The organism is Actinomadura formosensis NBRC 14204 (assembly GCF_001552155.1).
GTDB classification, from domain to species: domain Bacteria; phylum Actinomycetota; class Actinomycetes; order Streptosporangiales; family Streptosporangiaceae; genus Spirillospora; species Spirillospora formosensis.
Map to the genome: position 1 here is coordinate 1 of NZ_BCQQ01000046.1, position 14,596 is coordinate 14,596.

The 14,596-nt window shown below is 63.7% G+C and carries 11 protein-coding genes and 1 pseudogene; 1 reads left to right on the forward strand and 11 read right to left on the reverse strand.

The features are described from left to right. Positions 1-145: 145 nt before the first annotated feature. From AF1_RS14515 to AF1_RS14525, 4 genes and pseudogenes are all read right to left on the reverse strand, one after another. Positions 146-991 (reverse strand): annotated as a pseudogene (locus AF1_RS14515) (IS3 family transposase); the annotation flags it as partial. Positions 992-1,152: 161 nt separating this feature from the next. Continuing rightward, positions 1,153-1,275, reverse strand: coding sequence for a transposase (locus AF1_RS37040; protein WP_084262889.1), 123 nt, complete (start codon positions 1,273-1,275; stop codon positions 1,153-1,155). A gap of 276 nt (positions 1,276-1,551) precedes the next feature. Beyond that, positions 1,552-6,801 (reverse strand): hypothetical protein, encoded by a 5,250-nt coding sequence (locus AF1_RS14520; protein WP_067798199.1) that lies wholly within the window; start codon positions 6,799-6,801, stop codon positions 1,552-1,554. 34 nt (positions 6,802-6,835) lie between these two features. Then, the gene (locus AF1_RS14525; RefSeq protein ID WP_067798201.1) at positions 6,836-7,756 is read right to left on the reverse strand and encodes an S-4TM family putative pore-forming effector; all 921 of its coding nucleotides are present in this window, start codon (positions 7,754-7,756) and stop codon (positions 6,836-6,838) included. Positions 7,757-8,697: 941 nt separating this feature from the next. On the opposite strand from AF1_RS14525, the gene AF1_RS14530 reads away from it, so the two are divergent. Next, on the forward strand, positions 8,698-8,955 hold the full coding sequence (locus tag AF1_RS14530) for a hypothetical protein (protein ID WP_169804035.1): 258 nt from the start codon (positions 8,698-8,700) through the stop codon (positions 8,953-8,955). A gap of 59 nt (positions 8,956-9,014) precedes the next feature. Here AF1_RS14530 and AF1_RS35150 read toward each other — a convergent pair whose 3' ends face one another. The 7 genes from AF1_RS35150 to AF1_RS14560 form a co-directional block, all read right to left on the reverse strand. Next, positions 9,015-9,269 (reverse strand): transposase, encoded by a 255-nt coding sequence (locus tag AF1_RS35150; RefSeq protein WP_169804036.1) that lies wholly within the window; start codon positions 9,267-9,269, stop codon positions 9,015-9,017. Positions 9,270-9,535: 266 nt separating this feature from the next. Next, positions 9,536-10,825: an AlbA family DNA-binding domain-containing protein gene (locus tag AF1_RS14540; protein WP_084262891.1), complete on the reverse strand. Its 1,290-nt coding sequence runs from the start codon at positions 10,823-10,825 to the stop codon at positions 9,536-9,538. Between the two features lie 77 nt (positions 10,826-10,902). Then, on the reverse strand, positions 10,903-11,214 hold the full coding sequence (locus AF1_RS14545; protein WP_255218807.1) for a transposase: 312 nt from the start codon (positions 11,212-11,214) through the stop codon (positions 10,903-10,905). Between the two features lie 3 nt (positions 11,215-11,217). After that, positions 11,218-12,303, reverse strand: a complete 1,086-nt coding sequence (locus AF1_RS14550; protein WP_067798211.1) for an IS630 family transposase — start codon at positions 12,301-12,303, stop codon at positions 11,218-11,220. 43 nt (positions 12,304-12,346) lie between these two features. Continuing rightward, on the reverse strand, positions 12,347-13,000 hold the full coding sequence (locus AF1_RS14555; RefSeq protein ID WP_169804037.1) for a hypothetical protein: 654 nt from the start codon (positions 12,998-13,000) through the stop codon (positions 12,347-12,349). Positions 13,001-13,394: 394 nt separating this feature from the next. Further along, a complete protein-coding gene (locus AF1_RS34360; protein WP_131732752.1) occupies positions 13,395-13,871 on the reverse strand; it encodes a hypothetical protein in 477 nt (158 codons plus the stop codon). Positions 13,872-14,020: 149 nt separating this feature from the next. Further along, positions 14,021-14,419: an IS5 family transposase gene (locus tag AF1_RS14560; protein ID WP_067798217.1), complete on the reverse strand. Its 399-nt coding sequence runs from the start codon at positions 14,417-14,419 to the stop codon at positions 14,021-14,023. Positions 14,420-14,596: the final 177 nt, after the last annotated feature.

The window sequence follows — 14,596 nt, forward strand, 5'->3', positions numbered from 1 at the left end:
TAGACAGGCTTGAGCGCACGTGCGATCTTGTCCCAGTCCTGCCGGGCGGCGTAGCGGAAGCTGTCGCGCAGCAGGTGTACGATGCAGACTCCCGCTGTCAACCTGGGGCTGAAAGTGAGGTGCCCCGGGTTCGATGAAGCCCGGGTTACCTGGCGCCGGTTGGCGCTGGTGTGTTGGTCGAACGGTAGTGGGTTGCCTCGTATTCGGCAGGTGGGACGCTGCCGATGGCCGAGTGCAGACGGTGCTGGTTGTACCAGCCGATCCACTCGACGATGGCGTATTCGGGCTGGTCGCGGGTGCGCCAGGTTTGCCGGTGGATCAGCTTGTCGTAGCAGTCGCCGACGCTTCCCATCGAGGGCACCAGGCCAGAGTCCTTGGCCCGCTGGGTGAAGACCCAGGATCCGAACTGAGCGCCGTGGTCGGAATGGATCAACGTGCCTGCCTGGGGGCGGCGGCTGTCGATGGCCATACCGAGCGCGTTGGTCACCAGCGCCGCGTTAGGTGAGGAATCGATGGACCAGCCGACTACCCGCCGGGAGAAGGCATCCGGCACCACAGCGCAGTACACCTTTCCCTCACGGGTGGGGTGCTCGGTGATGTCGGTGACCCACAGCTGGTCAGGGCCGGTGCGGGTGAACTGGCGGTCGACCAGGTCGCCGGCGATCAGGTCCGGCTTGGCGCGGTGCCATGTGGGCCGGCCGGTGACGCCCTGCAGGCCCGCGCGGCGCATCAGCAACTCGACCTGGCCATGGCTGACACAAATGCCGCGGCCGCAGGTCAGCTCGGCGTGGATACGCCGGGCACCGTCGATGCTGCGGGAGGCCTGGTGCAGCTCAGTGATGACGTCGGTCAGCCAGGCATGCCGAATCATGCCCGCCGAGGGAGGGCGTGTCAGCCAGGCGTAATAGCCCGGCACCGACACATCCAGCACCCGGCAGGCCACCTCCGCCGGGATACCCTCGCCGGCCATCACCGCGATGGCCTGGAACCTCCTTTTGGGGGCACCACCTCTCGCACCAACTCGATCGCCCGCCGTGTCGCCGCCGGCTCGGTCTCCAACTCGGCGATCGGGGCCTTGGCCGCGGCAAGTTCGGCCTTCTCACCACTGGTCAGCCCCGGCTCAAGGCCACGATCGATGCGGTCCTGCCGCCGTCATAGATAGATCGACTGCTCGCTGATCTCCAAGTCCCGGGCCACATCAGCGACCCTGCGGCCCGCCTCGAGCGGATCCAGCACCTTCCGCCGGAACTCCGGCGGGTAGCCACGTCGTCCCATGCCACTTCTTCAACATCAAGTGGCACAAGATCCACTATTCCACCTCCGCCGCACCCGGGGCACACCACAGCCTCCATCCGACCCAGGGCGCTTCATCTGGCCTGCTGCGGAACAGTACGGTCCCGTTTCTTGTCCCGCCCGTGTGCCCTTGGGAGACCGAGGCGAGCATCAGGGGCGCTGGGCCGTGCCGGAGGTCGTAAAGCCGAATCGTAGGTAGCCCGGCCTCGACGGCCAGTAAGGCAACCCGCTCGGTTGATATCGCATCCGCGATCCGGGTCACGCCCATCCGCGTTCGTTCGCGAGTCGTCGGATACGTTCGACATGCTGGACGTCGGGACCGTAGCCACCACCGGGCGCGGCCATGCCGAACGCCGGTTCGAGAGCTGCCCGGACTGCGGGGTGGTCCAGAATTCGCGTGGCGAGTTCCTCGCCGCGCGGGTGATCGGGGTGTGCCTCCAGCCAGCCGCCGGTGTACTCGACGAGCTGCTGGAGTCGCCCGGCACCTCGGTCCAGTAGCAACGACACCGTATGGGCGAAGACCGACCCGCTGTCGACGTGGTTTGGGAGCCAGGACACGAGGGCATCGGTGATGTGTTCGGTGAGGTCCCGGCGCTGTCGGTGGGTGAGCGACGAATCCGGGCGGGCCAGCAGGGCGTCTGCGATGTAAGGGGCAAAAGGCCGGGTGTGGTGAAGTCTCCACCATTCCCCTGCGAGCCTCGCCACGGCATCCGTACGGGCGGTGGCCTCCTCGTCGGCATCACGGCCGGGCCATTCCAGGAGGCGCTGGAGGAGGAGGCCCGCCGTCTCTTGGCGGTGGTGTTCCTCCAGCAGGTCCAGTGCAGCACAACAGACCCTCTCACCGTCCGCCGCTCCCAGATCCGGTCGAGTCAGCAGGCTCTCCAGCACCCGGTACCCCGTGTTCCAACCGGGATGCAGGGAGATCCATTCCTGGGCCAAAGCGATGACCTGGGCGGCCGCGTCGTCGGTGAGGGCGTCACTGCCCAGGAGTCGCTGGTAGACCTGCGCGGCGAGTGGCTTCCTGGCATTCGCGTCGAGCCAGCGCCGGGCCGACTCGACCGCTTCGCCCGCCGTGGCGTCGTCGAGGTCCTCACGACTGAGGAGTACAGCCAACACCTTCGGCGTGTGATCGTCAGCAGGCCGTGTCGCGAGCCACACTAGAGCGGCCCGTGCCATGCGCCGATGTTCGTCGGATCCCGCCTCGACGCTCTTGTCTCGGAGCAGGCCGATCAGCGGGAAGGCCGCCTTCTCCTCCCTTCCGTGCTCGTCCAGCCACGTGAGCGTGACGGCGATCACGCGCTGGCGCTGGTCGGATGTCATGCCCCTGACCTGGAGGAGGGTCTGGAGAATCTCCGGCTGCTGTCGGAGAAGACTTGGGTGTTCGTACCAGGCGAAAGCGTGTTTCAGCAGTCGCCCTTCCTGCTCGCCTTTGACACCGGGATGGTTCAGTGCGCCGCGCAGTGCGGGAAGCAGCACGTTGACGTTGTCCGGCTTCTCTTCTCTCCTACGGTTCTCCCAGCCGTGGTCCAGGTGCTTCAGTAGCAAGTCGGCCGTGCGCTCCAGACGAACCGTGCGCTCCAGACGAAGGGAGGGAGGGGGTGGGTGGCGCGGAAAGCCGTCGAAGAGTCTGTGCAAGATGTGATGGGCGCTACTGTGGGTAAGCACGTACTCTTCCAGCCAGCCCAACGCGTGGTCGACGGTCCTGTGGAACTCCTCAACGTTGATGTCGGGATGGGACAACAAGCTCTGGATCACCTTGGTAGCCCGGTCGTTGCGGTCGAAGCGCCCCAGCCACTGCAGACTCGGCACGATGGCGTCCCGCCGGAACGCGGCGTAGCGGTCGTCGAGCGTCAGCAGTGCCCAGAGGACCAGGTCGGCGTGCGGCTGCTCGATGTTCCTCGTGGCCCAATCCGCGGAGTACCGGATCAACCTCTCGACGGCGACGATGTCCTCGGCGTTCTTCAGCAGGGTGAGCGTATGTTTGATCACTTTGTTCGTGACCTCTTCATCGGGCCAATTCTGTAACCAGTCGGCCGCGACGCGCCCCAGGTCGTCGAGACACTCGATGGGGAAGTCCTCCGAGGGCTCGTTCCGAGTTGCCGGGCTCTGGACTGTGTGGAGCATCATCCACACGGCGGATTTCCGCTTCCCGAGAGCTCCCCGTAACGCACCGTGCGTCCCCAGCCAGCGCACGGCGGCGGCGGCTGCGGCGCGACGACGCGACTGGTCGACATGCTTGCCGGTCAGCAGGCCTGACAGCAGATGGTAGGAGTGGGGCATGTCGCCGTTGACCCGCAGCCACTCATCGGAAGCCCGCAGCGACGTCTCAAACAGGTCTGGGGGGACACGCGACCTCTTTCGCACTAGGTACTTGAGTACCAGGCAGGCCGCAGGATGGAGCGCATAGGACTCCAGGTACTGTTCGGTCAGTTCCCAGAGTTCATCGAGCGACCGCTCGTCCACCTCGGACTTGTCTACCCGGGAAAGCAGCGCCGAAAGGAGCTCAGCATCGTCGCCCTCCACCGGGCTCGCACGAAGCTCCTGCACCGCCAACCGCGCCAAGGGGCCCGTGCGTTCCGGGTCAGAGCGGATTTGCCGCATTGAGGCGGCGAGGACATAGTTCGGCTTCTTTCCCTGATGGGCTTCCAGCCAAGCACGCACGTGGTTGAGCGCCTGGTCTCGGAGGTCGTCTTTCACATCATGTCTCGGCAGCAGCCAGCGCAGTACCTGCTCGGCCTCGTCGCTGCATTCGTAGGCATTGAGCCAGGCGAGGGTGTACGAGATCAGTTTGGGATTGGGCTTGTGCGGCCGCCGGCGTAGCTCAACGGTGAGGTAAGGGGCAAAGCGCACCGCCGAGCGGCCGGAGGTGAATGCGGGTAGGACGATCTCGTTCCAATGACCGTGCGTCAGGCCTGCCCAGGGAGAGGTTCGCAGCAGCGTGCCGAGCGCGTCCGGGGCCGCGGGCGAGACGGCGACGGCCCTGCCCACCCGTTCCGCGTTGACGTCCAGCCAGTTCCGGCAGAGCCGATGGAGCGCGGCCCGATCGTCAGCTTTTTCATAGGAATCATGCAGGCGCGCCACTGCGGAGACCAGATGGGTAAGCGCCACCGCGTCGGTGGCGACCGCGTCGAGCAGCAGCACCAGGATGACGCCGTCCTCGGGGTCGACGACCGACTGCAGGAACTCATCAGTGACGATCGTATGGATCGGGCCGATCACGCTGCGGCCGGTCTCGGTCATCGTCTCGACAAGCCAGCCGAGATTGAACAGTTCGTTGATCAGCGCGCGCCCCGAAAGACCGCTACCGGGCGACCCGAGACCAAGGCGCTCTGTCGCGGTATCCAGCAGTGCGTCCGCGGTCTTCCGCAGCGCGGCCTCGCTGCGCGGGCCGGTCGCGAGGACGGCCGCGCACATCACGTCCGTCGGGCTCAGATAGTCGTCCGCTAGTGCCTCATCGGTCGCAGGGGCGGACAGCAACTCGTCCCTGGCCATTCGCCTTCGGATCCATTCACGCAGCACGTCGAGCAGGTCCGGAAGCACCTTCTGACCGTCCGCGATGGCCTGGGCCACCGCTCGCGCCTGCACCACGGCGAACGCGGGTGAGATCGCGCCGCCTAGGTCGTTGCGCACCCGCGAGCGGTTGGGCGCGCCGGGCACGGCTGTCATCTCTGGAATGATCGCGCTGAGTATGTGGTGAATGATCCCGCGTTGGGCATTGATGTCGTCCGGTATTCGCCGGACGGTGAGCAGCCGGTTCCAGTCGACGGCGCTCCTGGGTCGTGGGCCGTTGCGGAGGCTCCCGAGGAGGGTCACCCGCAAACCGTCGTGCCTGGCCTCATCCAGCATCGCGATGAGGTCGGCCACGTCCAGACCGGTGAACCTGTCGACATCGTCCACCACCAGCAGGATCCTGCGGTGATCCCGAACGATGCCGGCGGCGTGGCGCAGACCTTCCAGCACATGAGCGGCGGTCACATCGCTGCACCCGGACCGTGTCCCTTGTACGCCACGCAGAAAGAGCACGTCCCAGTCCTCTTTAGCGCGGGCGACACGGGCGATCTCCAAACATAGCCGAGTCTTGCCGTATCCCGGGCCGCCACGAATCAGCATCCCCGATGTGGTGTCGCTAGGCAGAGCGGCGAGAAGCGAGCCTGGTGCGAAATCCTTGATCACCTTGTAGGGAAGTTCTTCCTCAAGCAGGTGGTAACCCTTCACAGCGCAGGCGACCTCCACGTAGGTCCGCAGCAGAGAAGTGTCGACAGTCGGAGACGCGGCGACGCTGATCAGCGTGATCGGCTCCATCACAGGCCGAGGAACAGGGTCCAGCGAGCTACAGAACGTGTCCGCGGCGACGGCGGCCAGGGTGAAGAACCACCAGTGGGCCGGCTTCAGGTCCTCGTACGACAGGTGCACCATGGCCTGGGCGAGCACGGAGAGCAGATACTGCCGGCGCCAGATATCACGGTCTCCAGGAGACAGCGCGTCGTCGCAGGCGCGATGGATCTCCCGAACAGTGTCCTGCACGTACGAGGGCAAGAACGGCGATTCCGGCGCCGACGGATCCAAAACCAGCATGCGCAGGTCCTGCGCTTGCCCCGATCCGGGATCAATCGCCCGGGCGTGGGGCGACACGATCGACAGCACCAGGGTGGCGATGTCACGGCTCAGCGGCGCGCGGCGTTCATAGTGGGACAGATCGATGACCCACGGCTCTTCGACGGAAGATGCCCCAGACTGGCGGCGGTCGTACAGCAGGTTGCCGGTATGCAGGTCACCGTGGGAGTGGCCGACCAGGCAGTCCAGTTCCAATCGGCCGAGAAGACCGCCCGCCCGCATGGCAGCGACGGGGTTCGGTAGGATCGCGCCGTCCTCCTCGCGGATCCTGATCCAGTCTGAGGACGCTTGCGGCGTCAAGCGCCGATCGACCCATCGGCGGGCGGAGCGGCCTGGCTCCAATCCACCGCGCAGTTCCGTGGTCAGGTAGTCGTGAACGGTCGGTCGTGGACGGAGCAGGCACGATTCGTCGCGCGTGCGATTCCAGGTCTGCAGGACTAGCCGCGCGGCCTTGCCGGCCGCTTTGCCCATATCTTCGGGGACGAGGCCATCAAGCGGTGTGACGTCCAGCAAGTTTCCCGGGACGGTCTGGAACATCAGTCGTCGGCCGTCGGGTAGGTCGAGCGGTGGATGGGGCTGGGCGATCAGGTTTGCGCCCGTGACCCCGCCCAGCGCTTTGGCGGCCTTATCGTGGCGGTCGGTCTCGCCAGCGAGCCGCCGGTCCGGCAGGAGCTTGACGATCAAATGTTCGCCGGTGCCGTCGGCCTTGGAGAGCCGAACGCGTCCTACGACCGATCCGCTGGCGCCCCCGACCCGCCAGTCAGCGGCTGGCGGCTGCACTTGTCCTCCCCGATCATGTCCCCAGGCGATCAGGGCCTGCGCCGCTGATCTGCTGCCGAACAGGTCTACGAGCCGCTCCTCATCCGTCGCGGCGGCGGAGCCAGGGATCGCCATCGGTTCTCCACTCTGTGCAGTGTGATAGATGCGTTCAACTCGGTGAGGAACCGGCACCGATCATGCGCCTCAGCTCGCTCATGGCAGCGGAGAAGTCGCTCCGGTCCGTACCGCGGAACCTGCGGAAGTACCAGTTGGGGACCCGTGCGCTCGCCATCCGTGTGGACAGCAGTACGTCCTGTACCTGGCGGGACAGGACGAGCAGCCCACTGTGCTCGGAGGCGAGCCGACCGCGCTGCGCGTACTCACGAATCCGTTCCAGGAGGAGACGCTGAGCACGCTCACGCGCTCTGGCCACGTCGAGTTGGGCACGGTAGGTGTTAAGGCCCAACAGGAACAGGCTGAGCGACGGCACGAACCAGCGCAGCAAGATCTGTGAGACCGTCAACCCCGCACAGACGCCGATGATCACTCCAGCGGCGGCCCACAGCACCACGCCGGTCAGAAGCGTGTCCGCAAACCGTCGCCGAATCCGCGACCCCCAACCAAGGTTTTGTAGCTGGCAGGCGAGTACATCCACCGGCCGCGGCAGGGCAGGAATCTCGTAGTAGTCAAGGATCTCGTCGTCCGGGCCCCGATAGCGGCGGGCGAGTTGATGTGTCTCCTCCACCGTCGGTTCGGGGCCGGCGACCATAGAATTCCATGGTAAACGAAATAATGTGGTGTCGAAGCAATCCTGGAGAACGGCGGCCTTGCGGAACACACGGGTACCCCACGCCGCCGCGAAACCGGTGTACACCACAGCCCAGAGGGCGCCCAGCAGAGTGATCACTGAAGCGGTCTGCGTGGCGAACACGGCGGCCGCCCCCGCTGCCGCGAAGAGTGTGGAGATCAAGAGGTTAGCGGCGTTCACCCATTGCGCGCGATGGTGCGCCACAGCCGCAGCGCGTAGATACATGAGCAACTCGGCGAGATTCTGGCGCTGAAGAATATCGGAGGGCTGCGGAGTCGCCATTAGGACCCTACCCTTCGCCGCACGAAAAGATATCCGTCGGATACCTCCCCGAGGCATCGCCACTACCCACATTCTGCCAGATCCCACCGTACGGTGGTGGCTTGCTCTCGCTCAGTATCAGTAGTGACCGGCAACGGTCATCGATGCGACAGCCGGCGGTTGATGTGCCGCGGCAGCACGAGTTCGTGGCCTCGGCCCTGGGCGTGCCAACTTGATCGGCGTGAACGTCCATCAGGTCGTCCGGCTGGGGACGTGGCTTGGATGGGTGATCACCACTGGATCACCGACTACGCGTCCATCCCGAGCCACGCCTCTGGATGGACACGTTCGCAAGCGGGGAACTGGCCTGTCGCGGACGGATAGTGGCGGCCGCAGGGCCGACATCGTGGACGTCGAGCAGGGCACTGTCCATCACTATCACCTTGGCCACTATCCCCATGACCCCTCTACCATCCCGTAGGGCGAGGATCTGATTGATCTATTCGGAACCGAGCCGATGAACCAGACAGAAGAGTCGGCCAGCGACTCATCTATTGAAGCAAGGTCGCTTAGTCCGTCCACCCTTTTTTCCAATCAACTTCCCTGGCGGCTCCTGCAGAAAGAGAATTTGAGTACCACGGCTCCGCCGGACCTAGAAAAACAGATAACTGTCTCCCGCTGCAACGTGGAGCTGTCTGCTCTGAACCCGTCTCCGAGTGGAAGTTGAGCCCGCTATGAGCCTATACTCATTCAATGGTGGCGTACAGTGACGTTTTCTCAATGAAATGAGCTGTGTGATTGCGCGAAGCATGCCCGGGAAGGCGGATCGGGTGTCGGGCCGCAGGTGCGCACAGACGTGAATCCTCTGATAGTACAAGTCTCACCAAAAGATCATGTCCATAGCTACCAGAGGCTTCACGTTGTTCACCTATGCTGCCACACTCGATGTCCCGTGCCACATCGTGGAGTACCTCGCGCGCCTGCTCGCCGCCTACCGCCGCCAGATCGGCACCCCGCGCCGTAGCCGGGCACTGAGACCGTTCCGCCAGGCCGTCCTGGCACTGCGCTGGTTCCGCGAACGCGGCCGCGTGCACCGCCTGGCCCGCGACGCAGGGATCTCCCAGGCCACCGGATACCGTTACTTGTACGAGGCCATCAGCGTCCTGGCCGCACAGGCCCCCGACCTGCACGCGGTCCTGGACCGCTGCCGAGACCAGTAGATCCCACACGTTATCCTGGACGGCACACTGAGAGGGTGTTTGAGAGGTGGTCGTTTTGGTCATCGGAGGTATTCGAGGGGACGGCGGCCAGGACGCTGGGCAGGTCGCCCCCGGGTGATCCGGCGGGCCATCTGGCCGATGACGGCCCAGCGGATCAACGCCTCCGACATCACCGGGTCACGCTCGTAATCGCGGGCCAGACGGCGGTGCGGCATCAACCAGCCCAACGTGCGCTCGGCCACCCACCGGCGGGGATGCACCACGAACCCGCACTGCCCGGCGGGCTTGGCCACGATGCGCACCGCGATGCCCAAAACCCGCGCCGCCCACGCCACCGGCCACCCGGAAACCCCTGATCGGCGAACACCGTCCGGCAGCCCGACCCCAGGTACAGCCCCAGCAGCAGTGCGGTGGCCTCCGCCCGGTCCCGCACCGACGCCGGCCGCACCATCACCGCCACCAGCAGCCCCAGTGTGCCGGCTGAACCACCCACACTTTAAATCCAACCGACGCTCGTGAACGACGCACGCATAGAGACGGCGACTCACATGGGCGCACGAGTTACTTCAGCAGCGATGGTTTAGAACTCGCGATTAATGAACTTCGCTTGCCAGGCCTTGATGGTGTCCAAGGCGATATCGAGACCGTACAGATCAAATAGCCGGCGCGCGGCATCGGCAGCAAAATCAAGGTGTGATGTTCGAAGCTCCTCAAGGCTGAGGTCGTAGCTGCGGTCGAACCGATCTGCGGCGGTTGAGTAATCGTCGTAGAAGGCATCCGAATCTAGCCGGAGTACGTGATCCTTCAGGCCAGTTACCCCCAGGCGCACGACGAAGTTGCCGCTGTCAGCTATGAGAGATGCGTATCGACTAGCGAAGATGAGATGCTCGGTGATCGAGTAGATGGCAGAAACGTAGCTGAGCGAACCAGCCCGCGTGTCGGTGAAGTCTTCGCCAGGTTGGCGTCGCCACGTGAAGAGCCCTGAACGATATAGGCGGTGAGCTTCGTGATATCTATCCCAGTGGGTCACCGACTGGATGCCATCTTCGAAGATCTGATCCTTCTCGCGGTCGACGTGCGGGAAGTCCCAGCCGCGAAGCGACACTGCCGATTCGCGGCGAATCTCTCTCAGCCGATTGATAGCTGGGATGCGGTCTTCTTCGTAGACCTTCGGGATAATCTCGAGATACCAGTACGGTTTGGGGTCTGTAAGCTCTTCCTGGCTGTAAAGCTTGATGGCGGCTGCGATCTCGGCCTTGTAGGCGTCAGATGGATCGCTCGCCTCGACGATCGTTGGAGCGCCGACAAGTCCTCGGATCTGAGTAAGGAGGGCGTCGCCGCGCTTCTGAACAGCCAGATCCAGGAATGCGCGCATAGACTCGCCGGACTCGATAGCGACGGATTGCGCGTCAGCAGTTCGTACATAAATGCTGCCTGCACGCAGGTGTAGCTTGCCCTTTTCGCCGTGCAGATCCTTTGTGCATACGATCGGCTCACCGTCAAATTCTTCGACGCGCAGAAGCAGGAGGTCGACCCCGTCGAGCGTGACGACGTGCGAGGAGACCTTAGGAAGGAGCGAGAAATGATTTTTGGCGAACACGCCAATTTTGGTGGGATCAAACGAGGCCGCTTGATCCTCAGAGACGCCTCTCGGGATGAACTTGCCGCCACTCTCCTCAACGCCTACAAGGATGTATCCGCCATCCCGAGTATTCGAGAAGGCGACGATGTCCTTTAGTATGTCGCCCTTGCCCTGCTTGTTTGGACCGAAGAGCATCGGCGCTTTGTAGTCGAGGCTACGTGACTCACCCTGTCGATCGAGTAGCTGCCTGACAAGTGTCGGCAACGAATTTTCTGCGGAATCAGCCATCAGCGTGCGTCGTCTCCATTACATCTCATTATAATCTTTCGGCAGCATGCGGCAAGGCCGATAGAATACCCTACCTGCTACGGAAACACCCGAGTCAGCAGCCCCAGATCACGCTGGTACGCCTCTTGTGCCTTGCGCAGCCAGGAGGTGCGTTTCTTTGGATGTATTGCCAGTGCCGCGGCTTGGCGTGGTTTGGTGACCACATACAGGAGCGCGATGCCGAGTGACACGAACCACAAGATGGCCTTCACGCTGTTCGGTCGGTTAAACCGCGTGCGCTTCAGCTCCCAGATGTGCTTCATATCCCGGAACGTTTCCTCGATCTCGAACCGGTGGTAGTAGATCTGGACGACTCTCATCCGGCTCAACGTGAGGTCATTGGTTAGGATGTACTAGTGTCTTGAGTCGTTAATTCGTTGGCAGTAGGTGGCGAGGGTTTCGAGGATCTCGTCGGCGGGTTTGGTCCACACGAACGGTTTGGGATTCTTGTTCCACTCGTTGACCCAGCCGCGGACGTCGCGCTCCAGCTCGACCACGCTGCGGTGGGCCGAGCGGCGCAGCTTGCGGTTGGTGAGCTCGGCGAACCAGCGCTCGACCAGGTTGAGCCAGAACGAGCTGGTCGGGGTGAAGTGCAGGTGGAACCGGGGGTGGCGGAGCAGCCACTTGTGGACCTGCTCGGTCTTGTGGGTGGCGTAGTTGTCCAGCACCAGGTGCAGCTCCAGATCCCTGGGCACGGCGGCGTCGATCAGCTTGAGGAACCGCAGGAACTCTTGATGGCGGTGGCGGCGGTAGTGCTGGGCGATCACCGAGCCCGACGACAGGTCCAGGGCGGCGAACAGGCTGGTGGTGCCGTGCCGGACGTAGTCGTGGGTCATCCGCGCGGGGGTGGTGGGCATGATCGGCAGGATCGGGGCCGTCCGATCGATCGCCTGCATCTGGCTCTTCTCGTCCACCGCGAGCACCAGGGCGTTCTCGGGTGGGTTCAAGTACAGGCCGACCACGTCGCGGACCTTGTCGACGAACTGCGGGTCGGTGGACAGCTTCCAGGTCTGCACGGTGTGCGGCTTGAGGCCGAACGCTCGCCAGATCCGCGAGACCGCCGACTGCGACATTCCGGTCGCCGATGCCATCGACCGCGTGGACCAGTGCGTGTCCGCACCGGGTGTCTCCTCCAGCGTCGTGGTGACCACCCGCTCGACCTGCTCGTCGGTGATCACGCGCGGTCGGCCCGGACGCGGCTCGTCGGTCAGGCCCTCCAGCCGATCGGCCAGAAACCGCGACCGCCACTTCGACACCGTATTCCGCGAGGCCCCGGCCTGTTCGGCGACCCGGGCGATCGTGCCGCCCTCGGCGCACAACAGCACGATCCGCGCCCGCAACGCCAAAGCCTGCGAGGTCTTGCGGCGGCGCACCCACCCGGCCAACACCGACCGCTCCTCGTCGGACAACACCACCGGATCCAGCTTCGGGCTCGGCATCCCCACAGCCTACCGACTAACAAAGAATTATTGACTCAGAACACTAGGGCTCTTTGCAGCGCCTCGTCTGCGGTGAGCGGATCACACGGAGTGTCTGGCCGAACAACGTCACCGTCGCATCCGCCTCTGTCAGGTGCTTAACCTCATAGCGTTCGCCGTCGAGCTCGACGTAGCGGCCGGCCTTGAGACAGACGTAGAAGGTAGCGCCCTCGGTGGCCAGGTGGCGGATGATCGCCGCACTACCGAAGCCCCGGTCGAAGACGAGCCGTGGCCAGAACCCCAGACGGTCAGCGAAGCGCTGCAGACTCTCGATGGTGTGACCAGTAAGAGACTGGGCTCGCCGAGCGGTCCGCATCGCTGCTCGGAGGCGCCGGAGCCGCGGCGTACTGGCCGCACTGCCATCTGCTGGGATGTTGATCGCGTACGTCGTCTCGATCATGCAGGGGATGGCCCGGCCGGCACGGGTCTGGACGGCGCCGACCAGGGCGACGAGCCCGTGCATGTCACTGTGGTCGACGTTGACGAAGCTCGACGGCAGCACGAGGTGCAAGCCGTCGAAGGTCTCGCCCAGCTGCGTGGCCAGCTTCCGGTTGGCGAGTAACCGCTCAGACTTGCGGGCGGCCGTGTTGGGGTTGGCGACGACAGTGCGAGCGTTACCCGTGGCGCTCTGGAACGAGCGGAAGGCATACGCTTTCATCCCGAAGGTGAACTGAGGTCGCCACTTCCGGGTGATGCCTGGAAGCAACATTTTTTGCACATGCTGCCAGCTGGCAGTTACAATATTAATTGGTGGCATGGTGTTTATTTCCGTTTATGTTGGTAGCATTTTTGGAACAGCTGTGCCGCCACTTTGTTTCTAGGGGTGACGGACAGTCTCAAATAAAAGCACAAGTTGCGACTTGTGCATGACTGTGATTGAATAATGGTGGATCACGTTAACCGTCAGCGCTATGCGCTCCGAGGTGATCCCACGTAATTATTTCGTATTTTCGCGCTACTCGCGTCGTGTTCATTCAGTCGGGTAAGGTAACAGTCTCTCTTGAGAGTACTGGAATTTTCGTCGATTCCCACCTTACCCGGCTGTGCGTACATCACCGAGCAGCAAGCGCAGCCTCCTCTCGTACAGTAATAGATAGTTCGATCTGGAGGTTGGGATTGAGGACGCGCAGGCGCTTTATCTCCTCGGCCACGGTATTGAGCGTGGGTTCGGGCCGGCTGCGCTCAGCGGGTACGACGGGTGCGGGTGGACTGTCTTGGGATGGAAGAGGTGCCGCGGTTTGCAGCGATAGCTCACGCAAGGCTCGCTTCCCCTTGGCCGTCAGCTGTATGTACTCGACCGTCTTATTGTCGAGAGGAGAGCGAACCGGCTTCGCCAGTCCGTAGTGCTTGATGTCGGTCATCCTGTCGCGGAGCCACATTTTGTTTTGCTCGTCCGTGTAGTGATTGCGACCGACGATGGCGTAGATATCTTGAACAGAACGCCTGTCGGGTTCGGGCGCTTCCCCGAAAAGCCGTTTGAGGTTATCTAGTACGCTGGCATATAATGGTAATTTTCGTCGATTCCCCATACCACTTATGATTATATGCCTCGTGTATGGAAAAGCAATTGCGCTTTTGGCCGAGCATGCCCGACGGACCGCGCCAGGATGGTCGCAAACGGCGGTTTGTCATTCCACGAAGTGTGGGTGCTTCAGGTGTGCCGGTCAGAATGAACCGCCTACGCCCGTTGATCTTCTTGGCGGATGTCGTACCCGCGGGTGCCGACCCCGGCGGTGTCGGCGGCCTTGACGCTCTGGGAGTCCATCACCGCCACCGACGGCTCGGCACCGCGCCCATGCCGGGCGCGCAAATCCCGGCGCAAGGCGCCGGTGATGCGTCCGGTGACGCCTTGCTCCTCCCAGCGGCGCAGGTGCCAGTACACCGTCTGCCAGGGCGGAAAGTCGTGCGGCAGGTACCGCCAGGCGCAGCCGGTCCGGTCCAGGTACAAGATCGCGTCCACGATGTCGCGGCGCGAATGCTTCTCCTTGCGGCCGTCCCAGTGCCCGGGCGGCAGCAGCGATTCGATCAGCGCCCACTGCTCCTCGGTCAGATCCGAAGGGTAAGGCCGATGCCCCATCCACCGCCCCTACCCACGCCGGGCACACCCTCACGATCAACTCTCAAACACGCTCTGAGCCTTTTTCAGCGGCAGGTCCAGGGCGCTGATCACAGCATGATCGCGGACGGCGTGGGCGATGCCGGACGTCAAGAAGCCGCTGGTAGGACGGTTGATCTCTCACAACCCCCGTCCCCA

Coding starts and splice junctions, on each gene's coding strand:
- AF1_RS37040 (WP_084262889.1), bottom strand. CDS start 1,275: ATGGGACGACGTGGCTACCCGCCGGAGTTCCGGCGGAAGGTGCTGGAT.
- AF1_RS14520 (WP_067798199.1), bottom strand. CDS start 6,801: ATGGCGATCCCTGGCTCCGCCGCCGCGACGGATGAGGAGCGGCTCGTA.
- AF1_RS14525 (WP_067798201.1), bottom strand. CDS start 7,756: ATGGCGACTCCGCAGCCCTCCGATATTCTTCAGCGCCAGAATCTCGCC.
- AF1_RS14540 (WP_084262891.1), bottom strand. CDS start 10,825: ATGGCTGATTCCGCAGAAAATTCGTTGCCGACACTTGTCAGGCAGCTA.
- AF1_RS14550 (WP_067798211.1), bottom strand. CDS start 12,303: ATGCCGAGCCCGAAGCTGGATCCGGTGGTGTTGTCCGACGAGGAGCGG.
- AF1_RS14555 (WP_169804037.1), bottom strand. CDS start 13,000: ATGAAAGCGTATGCCTTCCGCTCGTTCCAGAGCGCCACGGGTAACGCT.
- AF1_RS34360 (WP_131732752.1), bottom strand. CDS start 13,871: ATGGGGAATCGACGAAAATTACCATTATATGCCAGCGTACTAGATAAC.
- AF1_RS14560 (WP_067798217.1), bottom strand. CDS start 14,419: ATGGGGCATCGGCCTTACCCTTCGGATCTGACCGAGGAGCAGTGGGCG.